Raw genomic sequence first — 24,248 nt, forward strand, 5'->3', positions numbered from 1 at the left:
GTACAAAAGGTCAAAAAACGCCACAGATCTCCGCCCCGGAAACATCCAGCGAAAAATTCCCAGGACCCTGTAAAACAAAAACAGCCCTGCACCGGTTCCTGCCGCTATCAGAAACAGGAACGTCTCTCTTTCCATATAACTGCTCATTTTCAGCGAAACATCCGTTTCAGAAGTTTCTCGTCCTTCTTCGGGGTGTTTCTGGAAAGATAGATCAGGCTGTTTATTTTGCCCTCGATATCTGCCTCACCTTTTTCCAGGTTCAGTCGTTTAACATGAAGTCCTTCGCCTTTGATCTGGAGCTTCCCTTCCTCGGTCAGAAGAAGGATTTCCTGTTCATGAAAGGACTGGACATCCTGGACTCCCGAAATCATGCTTTTTTTCCTGTTTTCGAGGACCAGTCTGTGAGGCTGCCGTGCGGTGCTCTGTTCCATCTCTCTGCCTCCTGTCGTTCCATTTGATCCATTACATTTCAGTTTATGTAAAGATCAGGGCAGATAGACCGGGCATTATCTGCGATCAGAGATATTTATAAAGATTCTCCGCGTCTTCCTTGCGGACAGTATCCTTTACTTCCAGAACTTCTACTTTGACATTCTTGCCGCCGCCAAACTGGATCTCAATGGTATCGCCTGCCTTGACCTGTGCGGATGCTTTGGCAGGACGGTCATTGACAAGGACCCTTCCTGCGTCACATGCTTCGTTCGCCACGGTTCTTCTCTTGATCAGACGTGAGATCTTCAGATATTTGTCAAGTCTCATAAGTTTCTCCTTTAAATTCCGTTAAAAAATGGGGGAACTCATCGTTCCCCCAGCTTACGCTATAATTATTCGTTTACCAGATCTTTCAGAGCTTTTCCTGCTTTGAATTTCGGTGCTTTGGAAGCTGCGATCGTCATTGTCTCGCCAGTCTGAGGATTTCTTCCTTCTCTTGCTGCTCTTTCGCTTACTTCAAATGTACCAAAACCTACTAACTGGATTTTTCCACCTTTTTTTAATTCGGATGCCACAACGTCGGTGAAAGATTTTAAAACTGCCTCTACGTCTTTCTTGGAAAGGTTTGTTTCTTTCGCCATTGCTGCTACTAATTCTGTTTTATTCATGGTGTTTCCTCCTCTAAATAATCTCTTTCTTAATTTATTGCGTAATGCTTCCTGGCATATGCACGCTATTTACTATATATATACCTTTTGTGTCAAATTGTCAAGGCTTTTCCTGCCATTGGAGGCGGTCTCCTGTCGTTTTTTAAAAGAAAAAATCACTCTGATTTCTTCTGTCTTTCACGGGCTTTCAATTCATCCCAAGACAAAGACACTGCCTCTGCATCATCCGGTGAAAAAATCTTCGGATGACGGAATTTCATCTTGGATTCCACGCCCGAGATCACATCCTTGATCGTAAAAAGCCCTTCTTCCTCCGCGATCACACTGTGAAGTGCAACCTGGAACAGAACGTCTCCCAGTTCCTCGCAGAGATTCTGGCTGTCGCCCTCTGCATTCAGGTGATCGATCCCCTCGAGGACTTCCCCTGCTTCCTCCATAAGATATGGCTTTAGGCTTTCATGTGTCTGCACACTGTCCCACGGACATTTCTTCCGGAGTTCCCGGACAACTTCCATAAATCTGTCAAATTCCTGCATACGCCAGTTACCTGATTATTTCATGGAGTCAACCATATCCAGAACTGCCTTGCCCATGATGTCAGATTTCTCATCTGCATCTGCAAGGGAAGTTCCCTTAACGCCGTAGTAGAATTTAACCTTCGGCTCTGTTCCGGACGGACGAACGCATACCCATGCATCATCTGTCAGTTCATAGTACAGAACGTTGGAGTTCGGAAGTCCTGTAGGTTTCACTGCGCCTGTTGCCACATCTGTGATCGTGTCTGCCTTGTAGTCTCTTACAGCAACGACCTTGTGTCCTGCAAACTCTGCCGGCGGATTCTGACGCAGGGAGTTCATGATCTCCTGGATCTTCTGAAGCCCTTCGATTCCCTTCATGGTTACAGACTGGATCGCATCCTTGTAGTAACCAAACTGTTCGTACATCTCGATCATTGCATCCCAGAGAGTCTTGCCCTGAGTCTTGTAGTATGCAGCAGCTTCGCAGAGTGCCATTGTAGCTACGATCGCATCTTTGTCTCTTGCATATGTACCGATCAGGCAGCCGTAGCTCTCTTCAAATCCGAAGAGATAGCTTCCCTTGCCGCTCTGCTCGAATCCGAGGATCTGCTGTCCGATGAATTTGAATCCTGTCAGAACTTCGATCAGTTTTACGCCGTATCCTTTGGCGATCGCATCTGCCAGGTTTGTGGTAACGATGGTTTTGATCAGAGCGCCATCCTCCGGAAGACTTCCGTTGATCGCTTTCTTCTGGCTGATCTCATAGTTTGCAAGCAGGCAGCCTGACATGTTTCCTGTCAGATCGTGATATTCGCCGTTCTTGTCCTTGACACGTACACCAAGACGGTCTGCATCCGGGTCTGTTGCCAGAACGAGGTCTGCATCTACTTCTTTGGCAAGTTTCAGTCCAAGTTCGAATGCCTCTGCTGCTTCCGGGTTCGGATAGCTTACTGTCGGGAAATCTCCATCCGGCAGTTCCTGTTCTTTGACAACGTAAACGTTCTCAAATCCAAGTTCTTTGAGGATTCTTCTTGCCGGGATGTTTCCTGTACCGTGAAGAGGTGTGTAAACAACCTTGAGGTTCTTGCCCTCAGCCTTGATCGCATCCATGTGAAGAACCTGTTTCTTAAGTTCTGCCATGTAAGCATCGTCTACTTCTTTGCCGATCACCTGGAACAGACCTGCTTTTTCTGCTTCTGCCTTGTCTATAGTCTTAACAGTATTCCAGTCAGAAATGGATTTAACTTCTCCCATGATTCCGCTGTCATGAGGCGGTGTGATCTGTGCGCCATCTTCCCAGTATACCTTATATCCGTTGTATTCCGGCGGGTTATGGCTGGCTGTTACGTTGATACCTGCAACACATCCGAGGTGACGTACTGCAAAAGAAAGTTCCGGTGTCGGTCTCAGTGATTCAAAGATATATGCCTTGATTCCGTTTGCTGCAAGACAGAGAGCTGCTTCCTCGGCAAATTCCGGTGACATATGACGGGAATCATATGCGATCGCAACACCCTGTGATTTCTTGTCAACCTTTGCGATGTAGTTTGCAAGACCCTGAGTTGCTCTTCTTACTACATAGATGTTCATGCGGTTGGTTCCGGCTCCGATGATTCCACGGAGACCTGCGGTACCGAACTCCAGATCCATATAAAAACGTTCTTTGATCTCATTATCATCTTCTGCAATATTTTTTAATTCTTCCTTTGTCGCTTCATCAAAGTATGGGTTGGACAGCCACTGCTCATATACCTCTTTGTAATCCATACTGATATACCTCCCTGTTGATAGTATTTTCCAGTCTTTTTGTAAGACCATTGGTGCTTTATATTATACACCTCTTTGCGTAAAAAAGGAAGAGAAAACCGTACAGTTACAGTCAAATTTACCAATTTTTAACCTTGTTCCTGATAAAAAGCAATCAAAAAGGATAATTTTCGAGACATTTTGCTCCGAAGTTTTGCCAGGCTTCTTTCTGCCCTGTCAGCTTCTTTAACTTCTGCGTGTTTTTTTCTGAGATCCAGGCTTTGTTGTGGGAATAGTAATAGTTTGCCAGTTTCCAGTATTTTTCCGGATAAAGAAAGCGGATATGGATATTCTGCCATTCATCCTCCGAGATACTTTTTTCTTTGTGATAGGCACTGAGCATTTTCATTCCAAGCCGCACATCCCAGTTATATTTCTCAAGGATCTTTCGCATAAAACGGTACAGATCAGCCATCTGCACATCAAAGCCCCAGTGCTCAAAGCTGGTGACTGCAGTCTCTTTTCTGATCATAAGGACATTATGCTGGTTATACTCCCCGTGGCAGATCCAGCCGTTTTCTGTCACATCCTGTCGAAGTTTCGAATAGGCAGAATCTCGCAGAAGCCCCAGTGCCATGTCACCTTTTTCCAGATAATCCTCCACCGTCGCCAGATACAGTTTTTCGAACTGACAGGATGCCCCTTTTTTGCGGATAAATTTACGGATCTTTCGCAGTTCCTGATTATGTCTCTGATAGATATCTTCCAGTGAAGGTTCCATATAATCCTGAACCAGTGGAAGTTTCATATATTTATGCATCTGTGCCAGAGTCCGCACGCTCCGCAGGATATCCTCCTCCGACCTGGTATCGCACTCCCTTCCCTCATACCAGAACTGCAGTGTGTATGGGATATTATCACGGTCCCGGCTGACCAGATTTCCTTCTTTATTCGGAAGATAACGGTCAACCCGGCAGCCGGCAGCCGAAAGTCCCTCGAGAAGTTCCTGCTGCTTCTTAAGCTTCTTCTCCGTCCCCTTGAATTCTTTCAGGATAAAAAGCCCCTCCTCGCAGCGGCAGAGAAGCGCCCCCCGCGTGCGGGCTGTGGAGAGCACGGTCAGGCTGTACTGTTCCAGCGTACTGAGTCCATAATCATACAAATTAAAATCCCCCTCTTGTTTTTGTACCTTCTATCTTATGTACCCCTTCACGCAGAAATGCAAAAAAGACTGCCGCGGTACTGCTTCATGTGCAGCCGCAACAGCCTTAAGGATGTCAGATGAGTGACATTAATTTTTCTTTTGTATTATCCTCCGGAACATCCAGAACGTGCTCCAGAAGCCGGTTCAGGATCTCGCCAAGTTCCGGTCCCGGCTTGTATCCTGCCTGGATCAGATCTCTTCCGGTCACTGCCAGTGTCTTGAGGGAAACGCACTGATTCTGCTTCAACATTTCCTCATAGCAGGCTTTTACGCTCTCCTGCCGGGCAATCTTTTCATCACGGCGGTATTCGCTCTGTGCCAGCATATCTGCTTTCTGGACTTTAAGATATAATGGAAAAAGTTCCTCCCCGATCCTGTTCACAGCCCTTCTCACAGATTTCATCTGTCCCTCCGGTCTGTCGTCATGATAACGGATCAGATGGGAAACCTGCATGATCGTATCATTATCAAATTTCAGTCGGCGAAGGATCTGCTTCGACATCTCCTCACTTTTTACCGCATGCATTTTGAAATGATCCCGTCCGTTTTCGTCCGTGGTCTTCATAACCGGTTTCGCAATATCATGAAGCAGCATCGTCAGGCGCAGCACCTTGTCCGCCTCCACATAAAGAAGGCTGTGCAGGATATGCTCTCCAACGGTAAAGCAATGGTACGGGGTGTTCTGTTCCGTTTCCATGCAGCGGTCAAACTCCGGCAGAAATTCTTTCGTGATTCCTGTTTCATATGCCACACGGAGATAATCCGGATGCGGCGAGACAAGAAGCTTCACAAGTTCTGCCTGAATCCTCTCGGCACTGACATTCCGGAGATTCTGAGTCAGTCTGCTGATCCCCGCCTTCGTCTCTTCCTCGATCTCAAAACCAAGCTGTGCCGAAAAACGCACTGCCCTCATGATACGCAGTGCATCCTCATGAAAGCGCTCCAGCGGATCACCTACACAGCGGATGACCTTGTTCTGCATATCATCCATCCCGTGAAAAAGATCGACAATTCCCTCCTTCGGATGATATGCCATGGCATTGATCGTGAAATCTCTGCGTTTCAGATCCTCTTCCAGACTGGAAGTAAACGTCACCTGCTTCGGATGACGGCCATCTTCATATTCACCGTCCACACGGTAAGTTGTCACCTCATAACCTTCCTTATCCATCATTACCGTGACAGTACCGTGCTGAAGCCCGGTATCTATCGTGCGTGGAAATAATTCCTTGACCTGATATGGAGAGGCAGAAGTGGTGATATCCCAGTCGTTGGGGCAGCGTCCCAGAATAGAATCCCGGACACAGCCTCCGACTACATAAGCCTCATGACCATTTTCATTTAAAACCCGCAGAATTTCTTCTGCATCGGATGGAATCGTTAATTTCATATTAGTATGCTCTTCCCCAGTAAACCATCTTCTTCGCCGGTTTTCCACAGCATACGCAGACATCGCTCAGATGCTCCTGTTCAAACGGCATACATCTGGATGTTGCCTGAACATCTTCTTTGATCTTGTCCTCGCACTCGCGGTTTCCACACCACATAGCTTTGACAAAGCCCGGTTTGTTGTTGATGGTGTCTTTGAATTCTTCGTAGTTTGTTGCAACATAAGTGTGAGCATCGCGGTGTGCACGTGCGCGCTCCAGCATTTCCTTCTGCATAAGATCAAGAACTTCCTGAACTTTGGACGCAAGTTCTTCAAAGGAAACGACATATTTCTCTCTTGTATCACGACGGCAGATAACAGCCTGTCCGTTCTCGATATCCTTCGGTCCACATTCGATACGAACCGGAATTCCTCTCATTTCCTGCTCTGCGAATTTAAATCCCGGGCTTCTGTCGGTATCGTCTACTTTGACACGGATGCCAGCTGCCTTGAGTGCTGCAGACAGTTCATCTGCTTTCTCAAGAACGCCTTCTTTGCGCTGCTGGATCGGAATGATGACTGCCTGAGTCGGAGCGATTCTCGGAGGCAGGACAAGTCCGCTGTTGTCACCGTGAACCATGATGATCGCACCGATCATACGTGTTGTCATACCCCAGGATGTCTGGTGTACGTATTTCAGTGTATTGTCCTTGTCTGTGTACTGAATGCCGAATGCTCTGGCGAATCCGTCACCGAAGTTGTGGCTTGTACCGGACTGAAGTGCTTTACCGTCATGCATCAGGGACTCAATTGTGTAGGTAGCTACTGCACCTGCGAATTTTTCTTTGTCTGTCTTCTGACCTTTGATGACCGGGATAGCCAGAACTTCTTCGCAGAAATCAGCGTACAGGTTCAGCATCTGGATCGTTCTCTCCTCTGCTTCCTCTGCTGTTGCGTGTGCAGTATGACCTTCCTGCCATAAGAACTCTCTGGAGCGAAGGAACGGACGTGTTGTCTTCTCCCAGCGGACTACAGAGCACCACTGGTTGTATACCTTCGGCAGATCTCTGTGAGACTGGATATCTTTCTGATAGAAATCACAGAACAGAGTCTCAGAAGTCGGACGTACACAGAGACGCTCCTGAAGTTCGTTCAGTCCACCGTGTGTTACCCATGCTACTTCCGGTGCAAAACCCTCTACGTGGTCTTTCTCTTTCTGAAGAAGAGATTCCGGAATGAACATCGGCATGTATACGTTCTGTACACCTGTCTCTTTGAATCTACGGTCAAGTTCGTGCTGGATGTTTTCCCAGATCGCATAACCTGCCGGTTTGATCGCCATGCATCCTTTTACGCTTGTGTAACCGCACAGCTCTGCTTTTTTTACAACGTCAGTATACCACTGTGCGAAATCTTCTTCCATGGAAGTGATAGCTTCTACTAATTTCTTTGCCATGATTTTCTCCTTTTCTGTAAATGATTTTATATCAGATCAGAGGCTTCTGTGTATAAAAAAAGTCCTCTGATCCCGGTAAAGGGACCGAAGGACTTCGGCGGTACCACCCTAATTAGCAACTCCTGTATGCCAGAAAAAAATTGCTCTCTCAAGCTCCCTTAACGCTGGATCTACGCTGCACTTCACTTGTACAGAGCTCCGAGGCCGGTTCCACGATTCGCGCACAGAATCCTCACACCATATGGATTCCTCTCTGAGATTGCTCCTCATGTACTATTCTCTTCATCGCCGTTATCTTATTTATGCCAGAAAACTTCTGCATATTTGATATTTATTCTATTCGAAATATCTGGTGATGTCAAGAGTGATTTTACCTCACTCAACTGTAAAAGCACTCTCTCTGATCTGTTTTTTCTCAAACTGGTTATTATACTGCAGAATCTGATATTCGTTCAAAAGGGTCTGGTATTTCTCCGGAAGATCGTCCATAGTATACCAGTTTCCGTCTTTATCACACACTGCACCCACTCCGATGATCGGAAGTTCCTCTTTCAGATTAGCAAGGAACTGTTCATATTCCGTAAGCTGAACACCCGCTTTTTCGAGCATGCTGGATCCGAGGTAATTGCAGCTGATATCCTCTTCTTTTGTCTCAGACGGGTAATTTGTCCATATGATATATGGTGTAGTGTAAGTTATCTGAGATTCTATAGTTTCCAGACTGCTTTTCTTTTTGCCAAGGAGCTGTTCAAAAAAGCCATCCTCAAGCTGCGGCCAGTGATCTCCGAACATGACGATCATTGTTGGTTCGTCAACTTTTTCAAAATATGTGAGAAGATCCTTAAACGCGAGATCCGACTGTCTTGCAAGTGACAGATAAGTTTCTGCATACGGATATTCTTCATCATAATTTAATTTGACATCCGGTTCATAGTCTTCTCCATTTGTAGTTTCATCATAACCGCCATGGTTCTGCATCGTCACACAGAATGTAAAAAGCTTCTGATCCTCTTCTTTATCCTCATACATCTTAATTATTTTGTCATAGACAGTCGCATCACTGTAATAATGTTTACGGACTCTGTCACAAAATTCATCGCCCCAGTTCTCTATACTCAGGAATTCATCAAATCCCATTCTCACATACACCTTAGAGCGATTCCAGTTGGATGCATTGTTCGGATGCATTGCTACAGGTTCATAGTCCTGTGACCCCAGGATATCTGCCAGACCATACTCCGGATCCCTGACATAAAGTTCATATGGCTGGCAGGCTGCCGGGAAAAACTGAATACTGTTTCCTGTCAGAGCCTCATATTCGGATCTCGCTGTTCCACCTCCAAATGTCGGTACATGCAGCTTACCATACGTCACATTCTTATTCAGGCTGTGAATAAATGGCAGAATTTCTGTATCCGTCTGAAGGTCACCTGTACTTTCAAAATCCGCAAGACTTTCATTCATGATCATGATAATATTCTGCGGAACAGTCTGGTTTCCTGCAGCTGTTTTCTTCTCTTCGGAAGTTTCTTTCTCATTTTCTGCCAGGATTTCATCTACTTTCTGCTGTGAATAACCATCTGGCTTTTCAACACTGATGTACCGCGCCTCAAGTAAAAGTGTGTATAAATACCCTTTCTGAGTATAGTCTTTGTTAACATTCCAGAGATTAACTCCCTGTGCATTCTTGAGAAGTGGAAGTGCCTGCACTGCTACAATAAAAAGTATTACCAGACTTCCCATACGGCAGATCAGATTTTTCCTGCTCTTTTTTCCAAGTTCCAGTTTCTGGAATACAAACTGGAAGATAAGGAATGCCGCCTCAAAAAACAGTATTATTTTGAGATGCCGCGGTACCGTGAAACTGTAATTTCCCATTACATCCGCTGCTGTTCCCATTCCCAGAACGTCCAGCAGCATAAATGCCTGCCCACGGAACATAACGACATAATAATTTACCAGTGTAATTACAGTCAGCAGTACTCCATATACCAGTACTGCCCATCGAATCTTCCGAAAGATGAGGATCAGTACAAAAAGCACTGCTATATAGATCCACATATTTTTTATGACATAATCTACCGGAATTTCTGTCAGTGATTTTACAACATTTCTGAACATTATATGTCCCAGTTGTTTCTGACCGCTCAGCCAGGTGATCATCTGCACAGCACAAAACATAACTACCGGTGATGCCACCAGCAGTAAAACACTTATAATATATCCGGGCAGGGAAGTTCTGCTTCCGGACTTAGCCTGTATGCTCTCTTTTTCTTCTTTCAAAATTTTCTCCTGTTCAGACAGTCAGATTGATCTCTCTGCCTGTCCGTTTGTATTTATAGTAACGTACTCCTGCCGCATCCAGCATTCGCTTGGACGCGATCACAGATGGTGTATTCTCGTATTTGTCACAGTCATAAACGATCGTCTTGATACCGGACTGAATGATTGCCTTGGCACATTCATTACACGGGAACAGGGAAACGTAAAGTTTCGCCCCTTCCAGGCTTCCGCCTCTGTAATTCAGAATCGCATTCAATTCGCTGTGCGTAACATACAGATACTTCGTATCCAGTGGTTCACCTTCCCTTGCCCACGGAAACTCATCATCAGAACAGCCCTTCGGAAATCCATTATAACCCATTGAAAGAATCTTGTTATCCTCACTTACGATGCAGGCCCCCACCTGAGAATTTGGATCCTTCGACCGCATGCCTGAAAGCATTGCCACACCCATAAAATATTCATCCCAGGAAATATAGCCTTTTCTTTTTTGATTATACATCTTCTGTAAAAACCTCCCCCGCAAATTTTGTTATTGCTGACAATAGCCAAATTTTACCGGCTTCCTGATATTCCAGAAAGCCGGCAGTAATTTTTTGTATATTTTATGATTGCGATTTATACTTCCGGATTCACATCCACGATATCTGTATCTTCTTCCATCTGTTTGATCCTGCGGATATGACGTTCCTCCTCAGAAAACGGAGTGTTCAGGAAAGTATCTACGATCTTGACCGCAAGTCCCGGGCCTACAACTCTTCCACCCATTGCAAGGATGTTTGCATTATTGTGAAGTCTTGTTGCCTCTGCACTGAAGCAGTCAGAACACAGTGCTGCACGGATTCCCTTGAATTTATTTGCTGTGATGGAAATACCGATTCCGGTTCCACAGATAAGGATTCCCTTATCACAGTCACCACTCTGGACAGCGATTGCCACTCGCTTTGCATAGATTGGATAATCTGTAGATTCCAGACTGTCACATCCGAAATCTGTATATTCCAGATTATGCTCCTCCAGATATTTGATGATCTCCTGTTTCAGTTCGTAGCCGCCATGGTCACATCCTAATGCTATCATTTCTCTTCCTCCTGTGTCTTGATAATTTTGTGTCCGGCCGCCTTGAGAAGCCGGTTCATGATTGCCTGACCCATCCTTGGTGTATAGAAAGCTTCTGAATAGATCACATTGACCTGCGCCTCATCAAAATCTCTCAGTACCCCATAAAGATGGTGTGCAATCGTCTCTTCTTCTTCTCTGCTGCCTATGCTTAAAACCAGTCCGTCTGCGTACTGATCTTTCGTCTCGTCTGTCGCGATAATTCCTGTCTTCAGCCCGGTTGATGCCGCTTCACGGGTCAGACGGTTGATGCAGGCGATCACCTCATCCTGCGGTCCTTCTACAATGGACAGATCTGCCTTCGGTGCATAATGCCGATACTTCATTCCGGGTGCTTTCGGATGTACACTGCTGTCAGTGATCAGAAGACCTCTGTCCATACGGACATCCCCCAGTGTATCCTTAAGCATCTCAAGCGAAATATAGCCAGGTCTTAAGACTACCGGTACATCCTCGGTGAAATCAACGATCGTAGATTCCAGACCGATACCGACCTGTCCCCCGTCAATAATCATCTCAATCGCATCACCCAGGTCCTCCTCGACATGCTCTGCCATCGTAGGACTCGGTCTGCCTGAAGTATTCGCGCTCGGTGCTGCCACAAAACCACCGGCAGCTTTAATCAGTTCCTGTGCAATACGGTCGCTCGGGAAACGTACTGCCACACTATCAAGCCCTCCCGTAGTCTCCTTCGGCACAATATCTGCTTTTGGCAGGATCATGGTCAACGGTCCCGGCCAGTATTTCTCTGCAAGGATACGTGCGCCCTTAGGAATCTCTGTCGTGATTTTTGCCAGATCGTCGATGTCTGCGATATGCACGATCAGCGGATTATCGGAAGGTCTGCCCTTCGCCGCATAAATCTTCATGGATGCTTTCGGATCCAGGGCGTTGCCGCCAAGTCCGTAAACTGTTTCCGTAGGAAAAGCGACAAGACCGCCCTCCTTTAATATCTTTCCTGCTTTTTGTATGGCTTCCATATCCAGATGCTCTGCATCCATTGCCACAACTTCCGCTTTCATTTCTGTATGTCCTCTCATTCTGTTTCGTTACTGTCCACTCCGTTCAGTTTTACTGAAGGATGTAGATTTTTCCATAATTTTCTCATGTGCTCTATTATAGTAGATTTCTGTGAAATGTACAACAGGCGATTTTGACGCATAATCATCTGATTTATAGGGTTATTTCTCAATCTTCACAATATAGGTCTCATAATCCGGATCCTGATATACGATCTCACCAAGGCTTTCCAGCCCTGCATTATTAAGGTTCTCGCCATATTTTTCTCTCTCACAGGAGCCTACAAAGATATAGGAAATATCATATTTCTCAATCAGCTCCTGAACTCTCGCAGTGTCTGTCGAAGTGTAGATAGTCTCGATTTCGCCGGATTTCTCATTCAGGTCAGCTACGTCATTTCGCCACAGCCATTCATGTACATACCATCCCATGACTGTCGGAAGACCGGTCATAGCGGAAACTCGTTCGTATTCAGAATAGCTGTCGCCGTTTGCCTCCAGCGCTACCGGGGAACCTTCGATGTTTTCTTTGAGCCATTTGATCGCACCGACATCCTCAACATAATCTGTCTCCAGGAAAGCCGTCGCATTCAGTCCTTTATACTGGGATGGATCCAAAACCTGTCCAAACCAGGAATTTACGCTTCTTCCAAAATATCCGCAGGTCCACAGAAGAAGAACCAGCCCGATCGCTGCGATCGCTTTGAGAATCTTTTTGCGATTCACGATCAGCAGGCGGAAAATCACGTATGCCATCGTCATTCCAAACATGATATACGCCTGATAAGTCAGCTTGAACATGGTGTTCGCACGGGCATTTCCGTTCTCATAAATATCACGGACATAAACCAGTTCCGGGATCGCCACAAGTCCGATCGCACACAGTCCCATAATTACCGCAAACAGGTCCGGCGTGCGGACTGCTTTCATCAGCCGGTACAGAGATTTATGCTCCAGTCCTTTGAGTTTCTCCACGATCAGCGAAATTACAAATACAAGCGTCAGAACTGTCGGAAGTCCCCACAGGATCAGAAGCTGGTGTGGAAGGGAGTGATTCTGTGCCAGTCTCACGCCCTGCACCATTGTTGTAAACTGTAAAGTAAACGGCAGGATGATCACTGTCGCAATGGCAAAGATCTCGACTGCCTGTGCTGCTGTCACTGCAGCGATCCGCCTGATATCACCCTTAAGGCAGATAATATTCATAAACAGAACCGTTCCGCCGGTCACAACATAATAGATAACGAAATCCCAGTAGTTTGTCCAGTGGAACATTCCAAGGAGCATTGCCGCTGCAAGGATCTGCGGCATCAGAAGCTGCTTCATCCAGAATTTCTTCCGGCCCTGTTTTTCCACAGACGGTGTCGTATTCCGTACTTTCTTCATCCATGCATACAGAAGTCCCAGAAGAAGCAGGACAAACATAATATTTACCACATGTGCATGGAGATCTCCTAATACAAATGAATAGCACGGAAATTCATGGATCGTCTTATCCGGCACATCCGGATTAAATCCAATATAGCGTGTCGCATCCGGAAACCAGTAGCTGCTCACTTCCTCGCCCTTTAATTTCTGGATCAGCGGAATAATCTGTGCATAGACAACATAATGCATATTTCCTGCAATGGAAACTGCCAGACCTGCAAGGAAGCCTGTGATGGACGGAAGATTCTTCTTCCATCCTGAAACTCTGCCCTGCATGTCCAGAGTCATCTGGTGTACCAGCGAAAACGGAAGTACAAAAGCAAACGCTGCCACAAAAGTACGCATCAGATTGTATGTGAGTTCTACTTTCGTTCCGGAAAGCTTCGTCAGAAATACGGCGAAATACTGACCGCCATAATAATAGTTGATCTTGCCCTGGGAATACCAGAGATCGGTTGCCGGAAGTGTCTTGCTTCGCATCATGGCTTCCATGAAACCATAGTCCATAAATTTCTCTGTCCCGTGTGCTGCCGGATGAAATCCTGCCAGATAGGTCCACAGAAGAAATACGGCAAAAAACAGAATCTCCTCTGCATAAACAAGATCCAGATTTTCGATCGGCAGGCAGTCATATCCCTGTCTCCGCTGTCTTTCATACAGAAAAATGCAGACAACGCCAAATGCCGCCGTAATTCCCACACAGGTAACAGTCGTGAATTTCAGTATTCTGACGGATACCAGAAACCATGTCAGGAATCCTGTGATCGTGATGGAAACAACCTTTGAAAACATCCATCCCTTATCCGCAAATCCCCGGAACAGCCGTCCTGTAACCGCCATTCCCACAATCCCCAGTACTCCTGCAAGCAGATACCAGGTCCAGAATGTCCACACATCTCCTTTGAGAAGGAACGCAGACAGCGCCACAAGAAAGACTGCCGGTATGACTCTTATTATTGTTTTTTTAATCATTTCAGGTTTCATAAATTCTTATTCTCCCATCCTCTGACTGGTATACAAGACGAAATGCCTCTGCAATCGTATCTTCTCTGCATTCCGTTTCTTCAAACGTCATTCCATCTTCGAATAAAATATAGGTGATTTTCTCCTGCTTTACAAGTTTTTTCACAGTATTTTCATCAGTTGAACTGTAAATTGTTTTTGCGATGTCCGCGCGTCTGTATGTGTCATAACCCGCTGACCATGCATAATACGGCCATCCCATATACATCATGACACCCGCCATTGTCACCTCATTGATGCTGTATTCCGGTGTCAGGATCAGATCTTCACTCGTCAGATTCTCTGCCAGCCAGTCTGTCAGTGCACTGTTCAGATTTACCGACACCCTTCTTCCCGGGCCATTGTCCCTGACAATGATCACAAAATCATAGATACCGGTGATCGTCAGGCAGATGGCGAGTACAACTGCTGCCAGTTTCCGCCAGATCCCCTTCTGGAACAGTTTCACAAATGCCCATCCCCAGAACATTGCCACAAATGCGTAGGAGATCATAATATATTTCTGGTTTACCGCAATATCCGGTGTCAGCGAAATACAAAATGCGAAAATCAACGGAAAGAGAAAACTTGTCAGAAGCACTCTCTGTCTGCGGTCTTTCAGAAAATACAGAAGTACCAGTGCGCCAAGAAAAAAAACTCCGCTCATCTGCAAAAGGAACCACAGTACCCCGTGCAGTGATTTGTCCTCTGCCAGAAATCCCCAGTAAAACGAAGTACTTACCGCATCGCCCCAGATAAAAACTTTCGCCTGAAGCTCTGCAAAAACAACTGCTGCTATGGCAGTCACAAGATAATCAAGCTTTCCGTCGGAGAACGCCGCAAATCCAAACAGGATCAGAAGTCCTCCGATCACAGCCGCTCCATTCCAGAAAGAAGTCAGCCCCAGCATCATACCTGCCATTAATGCATTTTCGAGGTTACGGCTTTTCCATGCCTCCCTGCTGAATATTCTTCCGGTCAGCCAGTTCCAGCCTTTCTCCTCATGTGCACAGCCTGCGTCCACCCAGTCCAGAAACATCCACAGAGCCAGTGTAACGATCAGAAGTCCAAATGCCAGGTGTCTCTGATTCAGATAAACATTAAAATTCCAGAGTCCCCAGTTTTCATTTGGCGTATAACCGATAAAGTTCATATTATTCCTGAACGTTTCCATAAGATCCCCTGCCCGAAGATGCTCCAGCACAAAATGAAAGAACGTCAGTGCACTTCGAAAGAAGAAAAAAACGATCGTCATTACAGAAGCTGCAAAACTTCCGGTAATCCGCAGTGCCAGATTATAAAGCATCATCAGAAATGCCAGTAATGCCAGAATACTGACGATATTATAGGCAAAATCCAGCCGCAGTCCAAGGAATTCCAGATTTCCTACAAGAAACTGAAACATAAAATGATATTTTACATCCTGACCGCCAAAATGTGGATACTGCGTTGGAAAATTGTTTCCAAGAGAGAAAGACCTCATCATCGCTGTATGCGGTGCATAGTCTCCATAAACCGTATAGCCGGAATAAAGGACACCGTCTTTTATGTAAAAAACATAGAACATGATCCATGTAAGAAATACAGCAAGGATCACAAGCAAAATCAGTTCCTTCCGGAATTGTTTCTTATCGTGGATCAGAGCCTGTTCATATTCTGACAGAATCGAATTCTCTTTTCGATAACGTCTGCCGTACAGAAGGGCCAGAAAAACAGCCGCTCCTGCCATCACTGCCAGATTTCCATAAATAAGTGGTTTCTCCGCTCCAAGTGCGCTTGCCGCCCAGGAAATCATATAAGTGATCCATCCAAAGATCAAAAGTCCGGTTCCCAGGGCTCCGGAAGCCAGAATCCAGAACTGATTTGTACGGGTACTCTTATTCCTGTTTCCAGAGACGAAAAACATGCCTGCCACTTCTTTTCCGATCAATATTGCCAGCAGACAGTAAATAATTCCTAACATATCCTATTCCTCCGGGATCGTACTTTCTGTATCATAATTCCTGTATTTTATCCTGCACTTACTTTTCTTACGATCCTCTAGTCAGTATAACAGAATACGAAATCAATAGCAAAAAAGTTTTATACTTTTCGCAAATATGTCACAATTCCATCTGTCAGTGCATCCGCTACCTTCTCCTGATATTCTTCTGTCTGGAGAAGATCTGCTTCATCTGGATTGGTCAGGAATCCGCACTCTGCGATCACCAGTACTCCTTTGCTTCTTTTGAGGAGATAGTAGCTCGTATTTCCTTTGATCTCCCGTGGCCGTTCAACTTCAAGTGTCGTATTCAGACTTTCCTGCAGATCTGCTGCCAGTTCTTTCCCTTCACCGGACGTTTCATAATAAAAGACCTGCGGTCCCTTTACGCTGGGATCATGGTAGCTGTTCTGGTGGATGCTCACAGTCAGCACAGGTGCAGTTTCATCAATCAGTGCGATCCTTCTCTGCATATCCTGGGCTTTTTTGTTCTGGGCTGAATCATCGTAGAGTCCCTGATCCGATTCTCTTGTCAGAACAACTGTATAACCTTTTTCTTCCAGTTTTTCCCTGAGAAGAAGGCTCACTGACAGGTTGATTCCTTTTTCTTCCAGTCCGTCTATACCGATCATGCCAGGGTCACTTCCGCCATGTCCAGGATCCAGTACGATTACATTCCCTTTCTGTTCTGCCTCTTCGGAATTCATCCAGACAGACACCGTCGCAGCCTGTCTGGACAGAAAATAAAAACATATCAGCAAAAAGCACGCCATTATCAGTTCCATTACACATTTTTTCAAAAAGAACACACCCTTTTGCATATTCTCTTTATGTATATGCCCGGGTGCGCTCTCTTATAAACAGAATCTGTTACTGTCCGCTTCGTTCACAGTAACTGTGTGTATTGCATCTTTATTCATATTTTACGATCTCTTTCTTCAGCCTCTTCATGATCCGTTTCTCAAGTCTGGAAATATAGGACTGGGAGATCCCAAGAAGATCTGCAACTTCTTTCTGGGTCTTTTCCTTGCCTTCTGCATTGTTGAGGCCAAAACGCAGTTTGATGATCATCTGCTCCCGCGGAGAAAGCTTGTTGATCGCCTTTCCGAGAAGTTTGATCTCCACTTCATCCTCCATCCTGCGTGAGATCACATCATCGTCTGTTCCCAGAATATCCGAAAGAAGAAGTTCATTTCCATCCCAGTCCACATTCAGCGGCTCATCGATGGAAACTTCCATCCTGGTCTTGCTGTTCCTGCGAAGGTACATCAGAATCTCATTCTCAATACATCTGGAAGCATAGGTTGCAAGTTTGATATTTTTGACCGGATTAAACGTATTGATCGCTTTGATAAGACCTATGGTACCGATCGAGATCAGATCCTCCACACCTACTCCTGTGTTATCAAATTTCTTGGCGATATAGACAACCAGCCTTAAATTATGTTCAATCAGGATTGCCTTGGCTTCCTGGTGCTGATCTGTATCCAGCTTGCTGATCACATATGCTTCTCTCCTCGGTTCCAATGGTGCCGGGAGGACATCGCTGCCTCCGATATAATAAACTTCTCTCGGTCTCGTAAGTACCAGTCTCTGAAAAAACTGAAACGGATTATAATCCACGCCTGCTGCTGATCTTGTCATAATCTGCCCCTCCTAACGCAATAATCTGGAATTCAACAATAGCTTATATTCCTTGCCCAAAGCGGAGGATTCAAATGTCAGAGCAAAAACCGGTTCTGCTATATGAATCACATCTCCGGGAGTATGGATGCACAGATCGTCTAATCTCACAGCAAGAAACGTCTGTGGGTCTTTTCCCACTGTCTTAAGTAACAGATAGTGTGGTTTCAGACCTGCGATCTCTGTGCTTTTCAGGTTCTCCGGATCTCCATTGAGGTTCTTCAGTGCCTCTGCATGTTCCTTCGGCAAAATCTTCGCAAGAAGTTCTGCCTCCATGATCGATACCGGCTTGCCGCTTATTGGATCTTCCAGCAGGTTTCCACTGTCATAAAGTCCGTAAGCCGACTGTACTCTGCCCTGATAGCCAAACGTCACCGGATAAATATTCCGTCTGCCCGCCCGGATCGAGTCCGCTGCAAAAAGAAATGCACTGCTGCCTGTGTACACCACAAACACGCATAACAGAAAAACTTTGATCGTAAGTGTTCTCTCTCTTGAAACAGCTTCCCAGAATCCACCACATAAGAACGCAGTCAGATACAACATCAGAAATGCTTTGAGGAGCAATGCTCCCTTCTGGATCTTAAGCCCGATCCGAAGCATCACCAGTGCACAGAATCCATGGAGTGCCACTGTCAGTACAGGAGTGTTTTCCGAAGGAATACAGAGGATCAGGCAGGAACCAAATGCACCCAGAGCAGCCGCCGCAAAGCATCGTCTGCGCCCCGCACGACACCGCAGGAACCATCCCACCAGACGGAGGAGAAGATAATCCATCAAAAGATTTGCCGCAAACACAACGTCTATGTAGATCTCCTGATACATAAATCCAAACCTCCCCAAAGAAAAAAGCCCTCTGAACCTGTATAAATCCTTCACTTTGGTAAGTGAGCTAATTATAGTGGACAAAGGGCGCAGATTTTGTCAAAACAGGGAGACAGATTCACAGAACTTCTCGTGCCTTATCGACAGAATAGAAACGTTTTTGCATCATAATGAAATTTTCGTAGAAAAAACAAAAAGAAAGAGAGGACTTCGCATCCTCTCTTTCGATAAAACATTTGTTATTTATTATTTTTTCTCTTCCTGAACTTCGATCTTGCGGATCGTTTTGTTCTTGATCTCTTCTTTGATCGCGCTCATGAAATCTCCGAGGTCTTTCATTCCTTCATCGCCAAGGTAACGGCTTCTTACGGAAACTTTGCCCTCTTCCTCTTCTTTTGCACCAACAACGAGCATGTATGGAACTCTCTCAAGACGAGCTTCACGGATCTTGTATCCCATCTTCTCAGAACGTCTGTCAACGGAGCAGCGGATTCCTTCTTCTTTCATCTGTGCTTCTACTTTGTCAGCATAAGCGTTGAATTTCTCGGAAATCGGGATCACACGAACCTGCTCCGGACACAGCCATGTCGGGAACATTCCTGCGTATTTTTCGATCAGCCATGCAAGTGTTCTTTCATAGCATCCCATGGATGTACGATGAATGATACACGGACGTTTTTTGTCACCGTTTTCGTCGATGTAGTACATATCAAACTGTTCAGCAAGAAGTGCATCCCACTGGATTGTGATCATGGTATCTTCTTTGCCATATACGTTCTTTGCATTGATGTCGACTTTTGGTCCGTAGAAAGCTGCTTCTCCGACATCCTCTGTGAATGGGATGTTCAGTTCTTCGAGCATCTGACGAATATCTTCTTCTGTCTCATTCCATACTTCCGGATCACCGATGTATTTTTCTCTGTTGTTCGGATCCCATTTGGACAGATGGTAGGTTACATCCTCCTCAACTCCAAGTACCTGCAGACAGTACTGTGCAAGTGCGATACAGTCTTTGAATTCTTTTACCATCTGGTCTGGTCTTACGATCAGATGTCCCTCAGAGATTGTAAACTGACGAACTCGTGTCAGGCCGTGCATCTCACCGGAATCCTCGTTACGGAACAGTGTGGATGTCTCGCCGTAACGCAGCGGCAGATCACGGTAGCTGTGCTGTTCTGCTTTGTATACATAGTACTGGAACGGGCATGTCATCGGACGAAGTGCAAATACTTCTTTGTCTGTCTCTTCATCACCGAGAACGAACATTCCGTCTTTGTAATGATCCCAGTGTCCGGAGATCTTGTAGAGGTCGCTCTTTGCCATCAGAGGAGTCTTGGTTCTTACATAGCCACGTTTTGTCTCCTCATCTTCGATCCATCTCTGCAGTTCCTGCATCATGATAACACCGTTTGGCATGATAAGCGGAAGTCCCTGTCCGATCACGTCTACTGTTGTGAAGATTTTCATCTCACGGCCAAGTTTGTTGTGGTCGCGTTTCTTGGCTTCTTCCATCTGCTCCAGATGTTCTTTGAGCTCATCTTTTGTTGCATAGGCTGTTCCGTAGATACGTGTCAGCATTGCGTTCTTTTCGCTTCCTCTCCAGTAAGCACTGGAAGAAGAAAGAAGTTTGAAGGCTTTCACGCCTTTCACGCTCATCAGGTGCGGGCCTGCACAGAGGTCTGTCCAGTCTCCCTGTGAATAGAAGGAGATTTCTGCATCTTCCGGAAGGTCTTCGATCAGTTCTACTTTGTAAGGTTCGTTTTTCTCTTTGAAGTATGCGATCGCATCTTCTCTGGATTTGGTGAAACGTTCGATCTTTGCGCCTTTTTTGATGATCTTCTTCATTTCTTTTTCGATCGTATCAAGGTCCTCACGGGAGAACGGCTCGTGATCGAAATCATAATAAAATCCTGTATCAATAGAAGGTCCGATGGCAACTTTGGCTTCCGGATATAAGTTCTGTACTGCCTGTGCAAGTACATGGGAAGCTGTATGACGAAGAACAGCAAGTCCCTTCTCGTCCTTAGCTGTCAGAATGTTCAGTTCGCAGTCGCTGTCAAGAACTGTACGGAGGTCTACAACCTCTCCGTTTACTTCTCCTGCACATGCTGCGCGTGCCAGTCCTTCGCTGATGTCATAAGCGATGTCAATTATGGATTTTGCTTCGGAATATTCTTTTTTGGATCCGTCTTTCAGTGTGATAATCATAGTTTTGAACTCCTTTTGTGTTTGAATAAATCTGTAAGTTTTTTCCACAGGGACGAGCTGACTTCTGATTCATTTGATAAATAAAAAAGTCCCTTACAATACATCTCTGCACTGTAAGGGACGAATATGATCATAGCATACGATACTCGCGGTTCCACCCTGCTTGCTGTAACTGTCATACGGCAGTCTCAGCCACTCTTATAAGATGATAACGGAATCACCGGACCGGATTAGGGCCACTCGGAGATGGTCTTCGACTGCTTCCAGCTGAAATACTCTCAGCAAATGTATTCCTCTCTGGAGCCTTCCACAGTTTACTCTTCTCGTCAACGTGTTTCTTATTTATTCTGTAGTTCATTATATCCGCACGTTTTCCGTTTGTCAATGGGTGATTTTGTTTTTTGGTAAGACCGATTTAAATAACGCGGAGTCCGCCATCTGCCAGCATGCAGCGTCTTCTTCTGGTGAAGCTTCTTGCACAGGTCAGGCCTTCACCGGTTGGTCCTGCAATTGTCATAGTCGTATGACCTTCACCGCCGATTCCGACACCGACAAGCGTTGCTGCATTTTTGGTAAAGATGGTTGTTTCGATTTCTTTTGCAAATCTTGTCATATGGTCTACGTTCTTGGAGAACATGGATGCTGTGTGGCGGTTTCCGTTTTCTGCAACTACAGCATATTTTACACAGTCCTCAAAAGTCTTGCAGCGGACGATCGGCATGATCGGCATCAGCTGTTCTACAAGTACAAATGGATGATCATGCGGTACTTCACAGAGAACCAGCCTGGTGTCTGCATCTTTGATTCCGATGCTTTCAAGAATCAGAGAAGCGTCCTTGCCGACCCATTTCTTGTTTACGGAATATTTGCCGTCTTTTTCCAGGAAAACAACTTTGAGAAGCTGCTCTGTCTCCTGCGGAGTGATAAGATGTGCACCGCAGGCACACATCTTGCGGATCAGCTCATCTGACACATTGTCCATAACGAAGGTTTCTTTTTCTGCCAGACACAGAAGGTTATTATCAAAGGATGCCCCTCTGTAAATCTCAGATGCTGCTTTGTCAAGATCAGCAGTGTCATCTACTACAACCGGAGGATTTCCGGCTCCTGCACCGATGGTCTTTTTGCCGGATTTAAGAAGTGCATTTACCATTCCCATGCCTCCGGTACCAACCATCAGACGGATCTTCGGGCTGGCAGTCAGTTTGTTGACTGCTTCCATATCCGGCTTTCTCTGCATGGTGATGAGGTTTGCAGGACCTCCGTTCTCTACGATTGTTTTGTGCAGGATCTGCAGGCAGACAGCGCAGACTTTCTTTGCGCCCGGATGTACGTTGAATACAACAGCATTTCCGCCGCCGATCATGCTGATGGTGTTATTGATGATGGTTTCTGTCGGATTTGTAGACGGTGTAATTGCACCGATAACGCCAAACGGAGCCTGTTCTTCGATCATAAGACCGGAATCACCGGAAATCGCATCTGTTACAAGACATTCCACACCCGGTGTCTTGTCGATAACGGCAAGGTTCTTGGTGATCTTATCCTCATAACGTCCCATACCGGTCTCTTCGTGGATCATTTTTGCGAACATCGGGGCATTTTCTCTTGCCACAACACGGATTGCCTCGATAATGCGGCGTCTGTCTTCTACTTTGTAATTCATGTACCAGTCTCTCTGTGCGATGTATGCGGCATCGATTGCATCGTTTACGTCCTCAAATACACCCTGGTCACTCTTACAGGAAATATCCAGATTTGTTTTCATCAGAACTTCTCTGACTATGTTTTTGATCATGATCTCATCCATGGATCGTTTTCTCCTTTCTTTATTCTGTTAAAAACGCCTCTGTCCGGAATATCCAGGCAGAGGCATTTAAAACTGCTTGACGTAGCGGCCGCTCATGTATCGCGGTCTTTCTTTATTTGATTATTTTACAGTAGGAAGAATTTTTTCTACGTCAGTGTGCGGTCTTGGGATTACGTGAGTTGCTACTAACTCACCAAGTCTGGATGCAGCTGCGCTTCCGCTCTCTACGGCTGATTTAACAGCTCCTACATCTCCACGAACCATAACTGTTACCAGTCCGGATCCGATTTTTTCTGTTCCGACAAGTGCAACGTTAGCTGCTTTACACATCTGGTCTGCTGCTTCGATCGCTGCTGTAAGTCCTCTGGTTTCTACCATTCCTAATGCTTCCTGTGTCATGATGATCTCCTCCTAATCTCTCTTACATTTCCGGTTTGAATAATACTTTTGTGAACACTTCTGTTCTGTTGAACATCATTTCAAATACTTCTTTGCAGTCCTCCAGACGAACACGATGTGTGATCAGTGGATTTACATTCATCTGACCTGTGCTCATGAATTCAAGTCCGCTCTTCCACTCGTTGATCGGCAGTGGATTGATAGAAGAGTTCCAGCTTCCGTGGATGGTAAGCTCACCACGAAGGATAGCCTGGATTACTTTGTTTGGATAAGTTACGTCGTCGTATGTAATACCGCCGTATACAACTTCACCGTTCTTCTTGCAGGATGCTACCGCCTGAACGTGTGTGATCTTGTTTCCAGCAAATTCAATTGCGATATCTACGCCTTCACCGCCTGTCAGTTCTTTGATCGCTGCCACAACGTCTGTCTTCATTCCGTTTACGCCAGCTGTTGCGCCAAGACGTTTTGCAAGTGCAAGTTTATCGTCTGCAACATCTACTGCGATAACCTTTGTGCAGCCAAGTGCACGGAGCCACTGAACACAGATAAATCCGATTGCGCCAAGTCCGAAAACTGCTGCTGTCTTGCCAGCTTCCATACGGCATTTACGAACTGCGTGGAGACCAACAGATACAGGGTCTGTGAAGGAACCTTCTTCATAATCTACGTTGTCCGGTAATTTCAGGCAGTTTGCAGATTCTACAACTACATATTCTGCCATGGCACCATCTCTTCTTGATCCATAGTAATCATAGTGATCGCAGAGGTGAGACTGTCCAACTTTACAGTACTGGCATTCGCCGCACGGGATCAGAGGCATAACGGAAACTCTGTCACCTACTGTCAGGTTATTCTTTACTTTATCGCCGCAGTCTACAATCTGGCCTGCAAATTCATGTCCGATCGTTGTCGGGAAATGGTAAGTTCCTTTTACCATTACCCGCGGAATATCAGATCCGCAAACACCGCAGCTTTTTACTTTGATCAGTACCTGTGTATCTTTCTCAATATGAGGAACGTCTACCTCCACACATCTGATATCTTTTGGAGCAAATAAACGAACCGCTCTCATTTTCTGTGCCATTTATATGCCATCTC

Annotated in this window: 21 protein-coding genes and 1 other annotated feature; all 21 genes read right to left on the bottom strand. The window is 45.7% G+C overall.

Annotation, left to right across the window (positions count from 1 at the left end; genetic code table 11):
- Positions 1 to 149: 149 nt before the first annotated feature.
- A complete protein-coding gene (yabP, locus tag WMO75_RS10695; protein WP_022214787.1) occupies positions 150 to 431 on the bottom strand; it encodes a sporulation protein YabP in 282 nt (93 codons plus the stop codon).
- Positions 432 to 516: 85 nt separating this feature from the next.
- Positions 517 to 759, bottom strand: a complete 243-nt coding sequence (locus tag WMO75_RS10700; RefSeq protein ID WP_118251644.1) for an RNA-binding S4 domain-containing protein — start codon at positions 757 to 759, stop codon at positions 517 to 519.
- A gap of 65 nt (positions 760 to 824) precedes the next feature.
- Positions 825 to 1,100, bottom strand: coding sequence for an HU family DNA-binding protein (locus tag WMO75_RS10705; protein WP_022214789.1), 276 nt, complete (start codon positions 1,098 to 1,100; stop codon positions 825 to 827).
- A gap of 155 nt (positions 1,101 to 1,255) precedes the next feature.
- Positions 1,256 to 1,636: a MazG nucleotide pyrophosphohydrolase domain-containing protein gene (locus WMO75_RS10710; protein ID WP_022214790.1), complete on the bottom strand. Its 381-nt coding sequence runs from the start codon at positions 1,634 to 1,636 to the stop codon at positions 1,256 to 1,258.
- A gap of 15 nt (positions 1,637 to 1,651) precedes the next feature.
- Complete coding sequence (locus WMO75_RS10715; protein ID WP_022214791.1) at positions 1,652 to 3,385, bottom strand: phospho-sugar mutase; 1,734 nt, start codon at positions 3,383 to 3,385, stop codon at positions 1,652 to 1,654.
- A gap of 154 nt (positions 3,386 to 3,539) precedes the next feature.
- Complete coding sequence (locus WMO75_RS10720; protein WP_022214792.1) at positions 3,540 to 4,523, bottom strand: CotS family spore coat protein; 984 nt, start codon at positions 4,521 to 4,523, stop codon at positions 3,540 to 3,542.
- Between the two features lie 115 nt (positions 4,524 to 4,638).
- Entirely contained in the window at positions 4,639 to 5,955 is a 1,317-nt protein-coding gene (locus tag WMO75_RS10725) for a CCA tRNA nucleotidyltransferase (protein ID WP_118698106.1), read from the bottom strand.
- Position 5,956: 1 nt separating this feature from the next.
- A complete protein-coding gene (gene proS, locus WMO75_RS10730; RefSeq protein ID WP_022214794.1) occupies positions 5,957 to 7,390 on the bottom strand; it encodes a proline--tRNA ligase in 1,434 nt (477 codons plus the stop codon).
- Between the two features lie 76 nt (positions 7,391 to 7,466).
- Positions 7,467 to 7,685: a binding site (T-box leader), on the bottom strand.
- A gap of 80 nt (positions 7,686 to 7,765) precedes the next feature.
- Positions 7,766 to 9,673, bottom strand: coding sequence for an LTA synthase family protein (locus WMO75_RS10735; protein WP_118698105.1), 1,908 nt, complete (start codon positions 9,671 to 9,673; stop codon positions 7,766 to 7,768).
- Between the two features lie 13 nt (positions 9,674 to 9,686).
- A complete protein-coding gene (locus WMO75_RS10740) occupies positions 9,687 to 10,175 on the bottom strand; it encodes a deoxycytidylate deaminase (RefSeq protein WP_022214796.1) in 489 nt (162 codons plus the stop codon).
- A 116-nt stretch (positions 10,176 to 10,291) separates the two neighbouring features.
- Complete coding sequence (gene rpiB, locus WMO75_RS10745; RefSeq protein WP_022214797.1) at positions 10,292 to 10,753, bottom strand: ribose 5-phosphate isomerase B; 462 nt, start codon at positions 10,751 to 10,753, stop codon at positions 10,292 to 10,294.
- Positions 10,750 to 11,814, bottom strand: coding sequence for an L-threonylcarbamoyladenylate synthase (locus WMO75_RS10750; protein ID WP_022214798.1), 1,065 nt, complete (start codon positions 11,812 to 11,814; stop codon positions 10,750 to 10,752). Before WMO75_RS10750 ends, rpiB begins: the two co-directional genes overlap by 4 nt.
- Positions 11,815 to 11,973: 159 nt before the next feature.
- Positions 11,974 to 14,223 carry a DUF2298 domain-containing protein gene (locus WMO75_RS10755; protein WP_227221899.1) on the bottom strand — a complete coding sequence of 750 codons (2,250 nt, stop codon included), beginning with the start codon at positions 14,221 to 14,223 and terminating at the stop codon, positions 11,974 to 11,976.
- On the bottom strand, positions 14,213 to 16,204 hold the full coding sequence (locus WMO75_RS10760) for a hypothetical protein (protein WP_227221898.1): 1,992 nt from the start codon (positions 16,202 to 16,204) through the stop codon (positions 14,213 to 14,215). The genes WMO75_RS10755 and WMO75_RS10760 overlap by 11 nt, the downstream gene beginning before the upstream one ends.
- Positions 16,205 to 16,323: 119 nt before the next feature.
- Entirely contained in the window at positions 16,324 to 17,031 is a 708-nt protein-coding gene (locus tag WMO75_RS10765) for an N-acetylmuramoyl-L-alanine amidase (protein ID WP_319638473.1), read from the bottom strand.
- A gap of 103 nt (positions 17,032 to 17,134) precedes the next feature.
- Positions 17,135 to 17,866, bottom strand: coding sequence for an RNA polymerase sporulation sigma factor SigE (gene sigE / locus WMO75_RS10770; protein WP_022214802.1), 732 nt, complete (start codon positions 17,864 to 17,866; stop codon positions 17,135 to 17,137).
- 12 nt (positions 17,867 to 17,878) lie between these two features.
- Positions 17,879 to 18,730 carry a sigma-E processing peptidase SpoIIGA gene (locus WMO75_RS10775; protein ID WP_022214803.1) on the bottom strand — a complete coding sequence of 284 codons (852 nt, stop codon included), beginning with the start codon at positions 18,728 to 18,730 and terminating at the stop codon, positions 17,879 to 17,881.
- Positions 18,731 to 18,976: 246 nt separating this feature from the next.
- Entirely contained in the window at positions 18,977 to 20,938 is a 1,962-nt protein-coding gene (gene thrS / locus WMO75_RS10780) for a threonine--tRNA ligase (protein ID WP_227221896.1), read from the bottom strand.
- 415 nt (positions 20,939 to 21,353) lie between these two features.
- Positions 21,354 to 22,748, bottom strand: coding sequence for an aldehyde dehydrogenase family protein (locus WMO75_RS10785; protein ID WP_349078012.1), 1,395 nt, complete (start codon positions 22,746 to 22,748; stop codon positions 21,354 to 21,356).
- Between the two features lie 120 nt (positions 22,749 to 22,868).
- Positions 22,869 to 23,147, bottom strand: coding sequence for a BMC domain-containing protein (locus WMO75_RS10790; protein ID WP_022214806.1), 279 nt, complete (start codon positions 23,145 to 23,147; stop codon positions 22,869 to 22,871).
- 22 nt (positions 23,148 to 23,169) lie between these two features.
- Positions 23,170 to 24,234 carry a galactitol-1-phosphate 5-dehydrogenase gene (locus WMO75_RS10795; RefSeq protein WP_303223480.1) on the bottom strand — a complete coding sequence of 355 codons (1,065 nt, stop codon included), beginning with the start codon at positions 24,232 to 24,234 and terminating at the stop codon, positions 23,170 to 23,172.
- Between the last annotated feature and the right edge of the window lie 14 nt (positions 24,235 to 24,248).

Origin of the sequence: Blautia intestinihominis (genome assembly GCF_040096655.1) — a bacterium.
GTDB lineage: Bacteria > Bacillota > Clostridia > Lachnospirales > Lachnospiraceae > Blautia_A > Blautia_A intestinihominis.

Bases quoted from the DNA above. Each gene is read 5' to 3' on its own strand.
- WMO75_RS10715 (WP_022214791.1), bottom strand. From the start codon at position 3,385: ATGGATTACAAAGAGGTATATGAGCAGTGGCTGTCCAACCCATACTTT.
- WMO75_RS10790 (WP_022214806.1), bottom strand. From the start codon at position 23,147: ATGACACAGGAAGCATTAGGAATGGTAGAAACCAGAGGACTTACAGCA.
- WMO75_RS10705 (WP_022214789.1), bottom strand. From the start codon at position 1,100: ATGAATAAAACAGAATTAGTAGCAGCAATGGCGAAAGAAACAAACCTT.
- WMO75_RS10755 (WP_227221899.1), bottom strand. From the start codon at position 14,223: ATGAAACCTGAAATGATTAAAAAAACAATAATAAGAGTCATACCGGCA.
- rpiB (WP_022214797.1), bottom strand. From the start codon at position 10,753: ATGATAGCATTAGGATGTGACCATGGCGGCTACGAACTGAAACAGGAG.
- thrS (WP_227221896.1), bottom strand. From the start codon at position 20,938: ATGATTATCACACTGAAAGACGGATCCAAAAAAGAATATTCCGAAGCA.
- WMO75_RS10760 (WP_227221898.1), bottom strand. From the start codon at position 16,204: ATGTTAGGAATTATTTACTGTCTGCTGGCAATATTGATCGGAAAAGAA.
- WMO75_RS10740 (WP_022214796.1), bottom strand. From the start codon at position 10,175: ATGTATAATCAAAAAAGAAAAGGCTATATTTCCTGGGATGAATATTTT.
- WMO75_RS10710 (WP_022214790.1), bottom strand. From the start codon at position 1,636: ATGCAGGAATTTGACAGATTTATGGAAGTTGTCCGGGAACTCCGGAAG.
- WMO75_RS10725 (WP_118698106.1), bottom strand. From the start codon at position 5,955: ATGAAATTAACGATTCCATCCGATGCAGAAGAAATTCTGCGGGTTTTA.
- yabP (WP_022214787.1), bottom strand. From the start codon at position 431: ATGGAACAGAGCACCGCACGGCAGCCTCACAGACTGGTCCTCGAAAAC.
- WMO75_RS10795 (WP_303223480.1), bottom strand. From the start codon at position 24,234: ATGGCACAGAAAATGAGAGCGGTTCGTTTATTTGCTCCAAAAGATATC.
- WMO75_RS10785 (WP_349078012.1), bottom strand. From the start codon at position 22,748: ATGGATGAGATCATGATCAAAAACATAGTCAGAGAAGTTCTGATGAAA.
- sigE (WP_022214802.1), bottom strand. From the start codon at position 17,866: ATGACAAGATCAGCAGCAGGCGTGGATTATAATCCGTTTCAGTTTTTT.
- WMO75_RS10750 (WP_022214798.1), bottom strand. From the start codon at position 11,814: ATGAAAGCGGAAGTTGTGGCAATGGATGCAGAGCATCTGGATATGGAA.
- proS (WP_022214794.1), bottom strand. From the start codon at position 7,390: ATGGCAAAGAAATTAGTAGAAGCTATCACTTCCATGGAAGAAGATTTC.
- WMO75_RS10775 (WP_022214803.1), bottom strand. From the start codon at position 18,730: ATGTATCAGGAGATCTACATAGACGTTGTGTTTGCGGCAAATCTTTTG.
- WMO75_RS10700 (WP_118251644.1), bottom strand. From the start codon at position 759: ATGAGACTTGACAAATATCTGAAGATCTCACGTCTGATCAAGAGAAGA.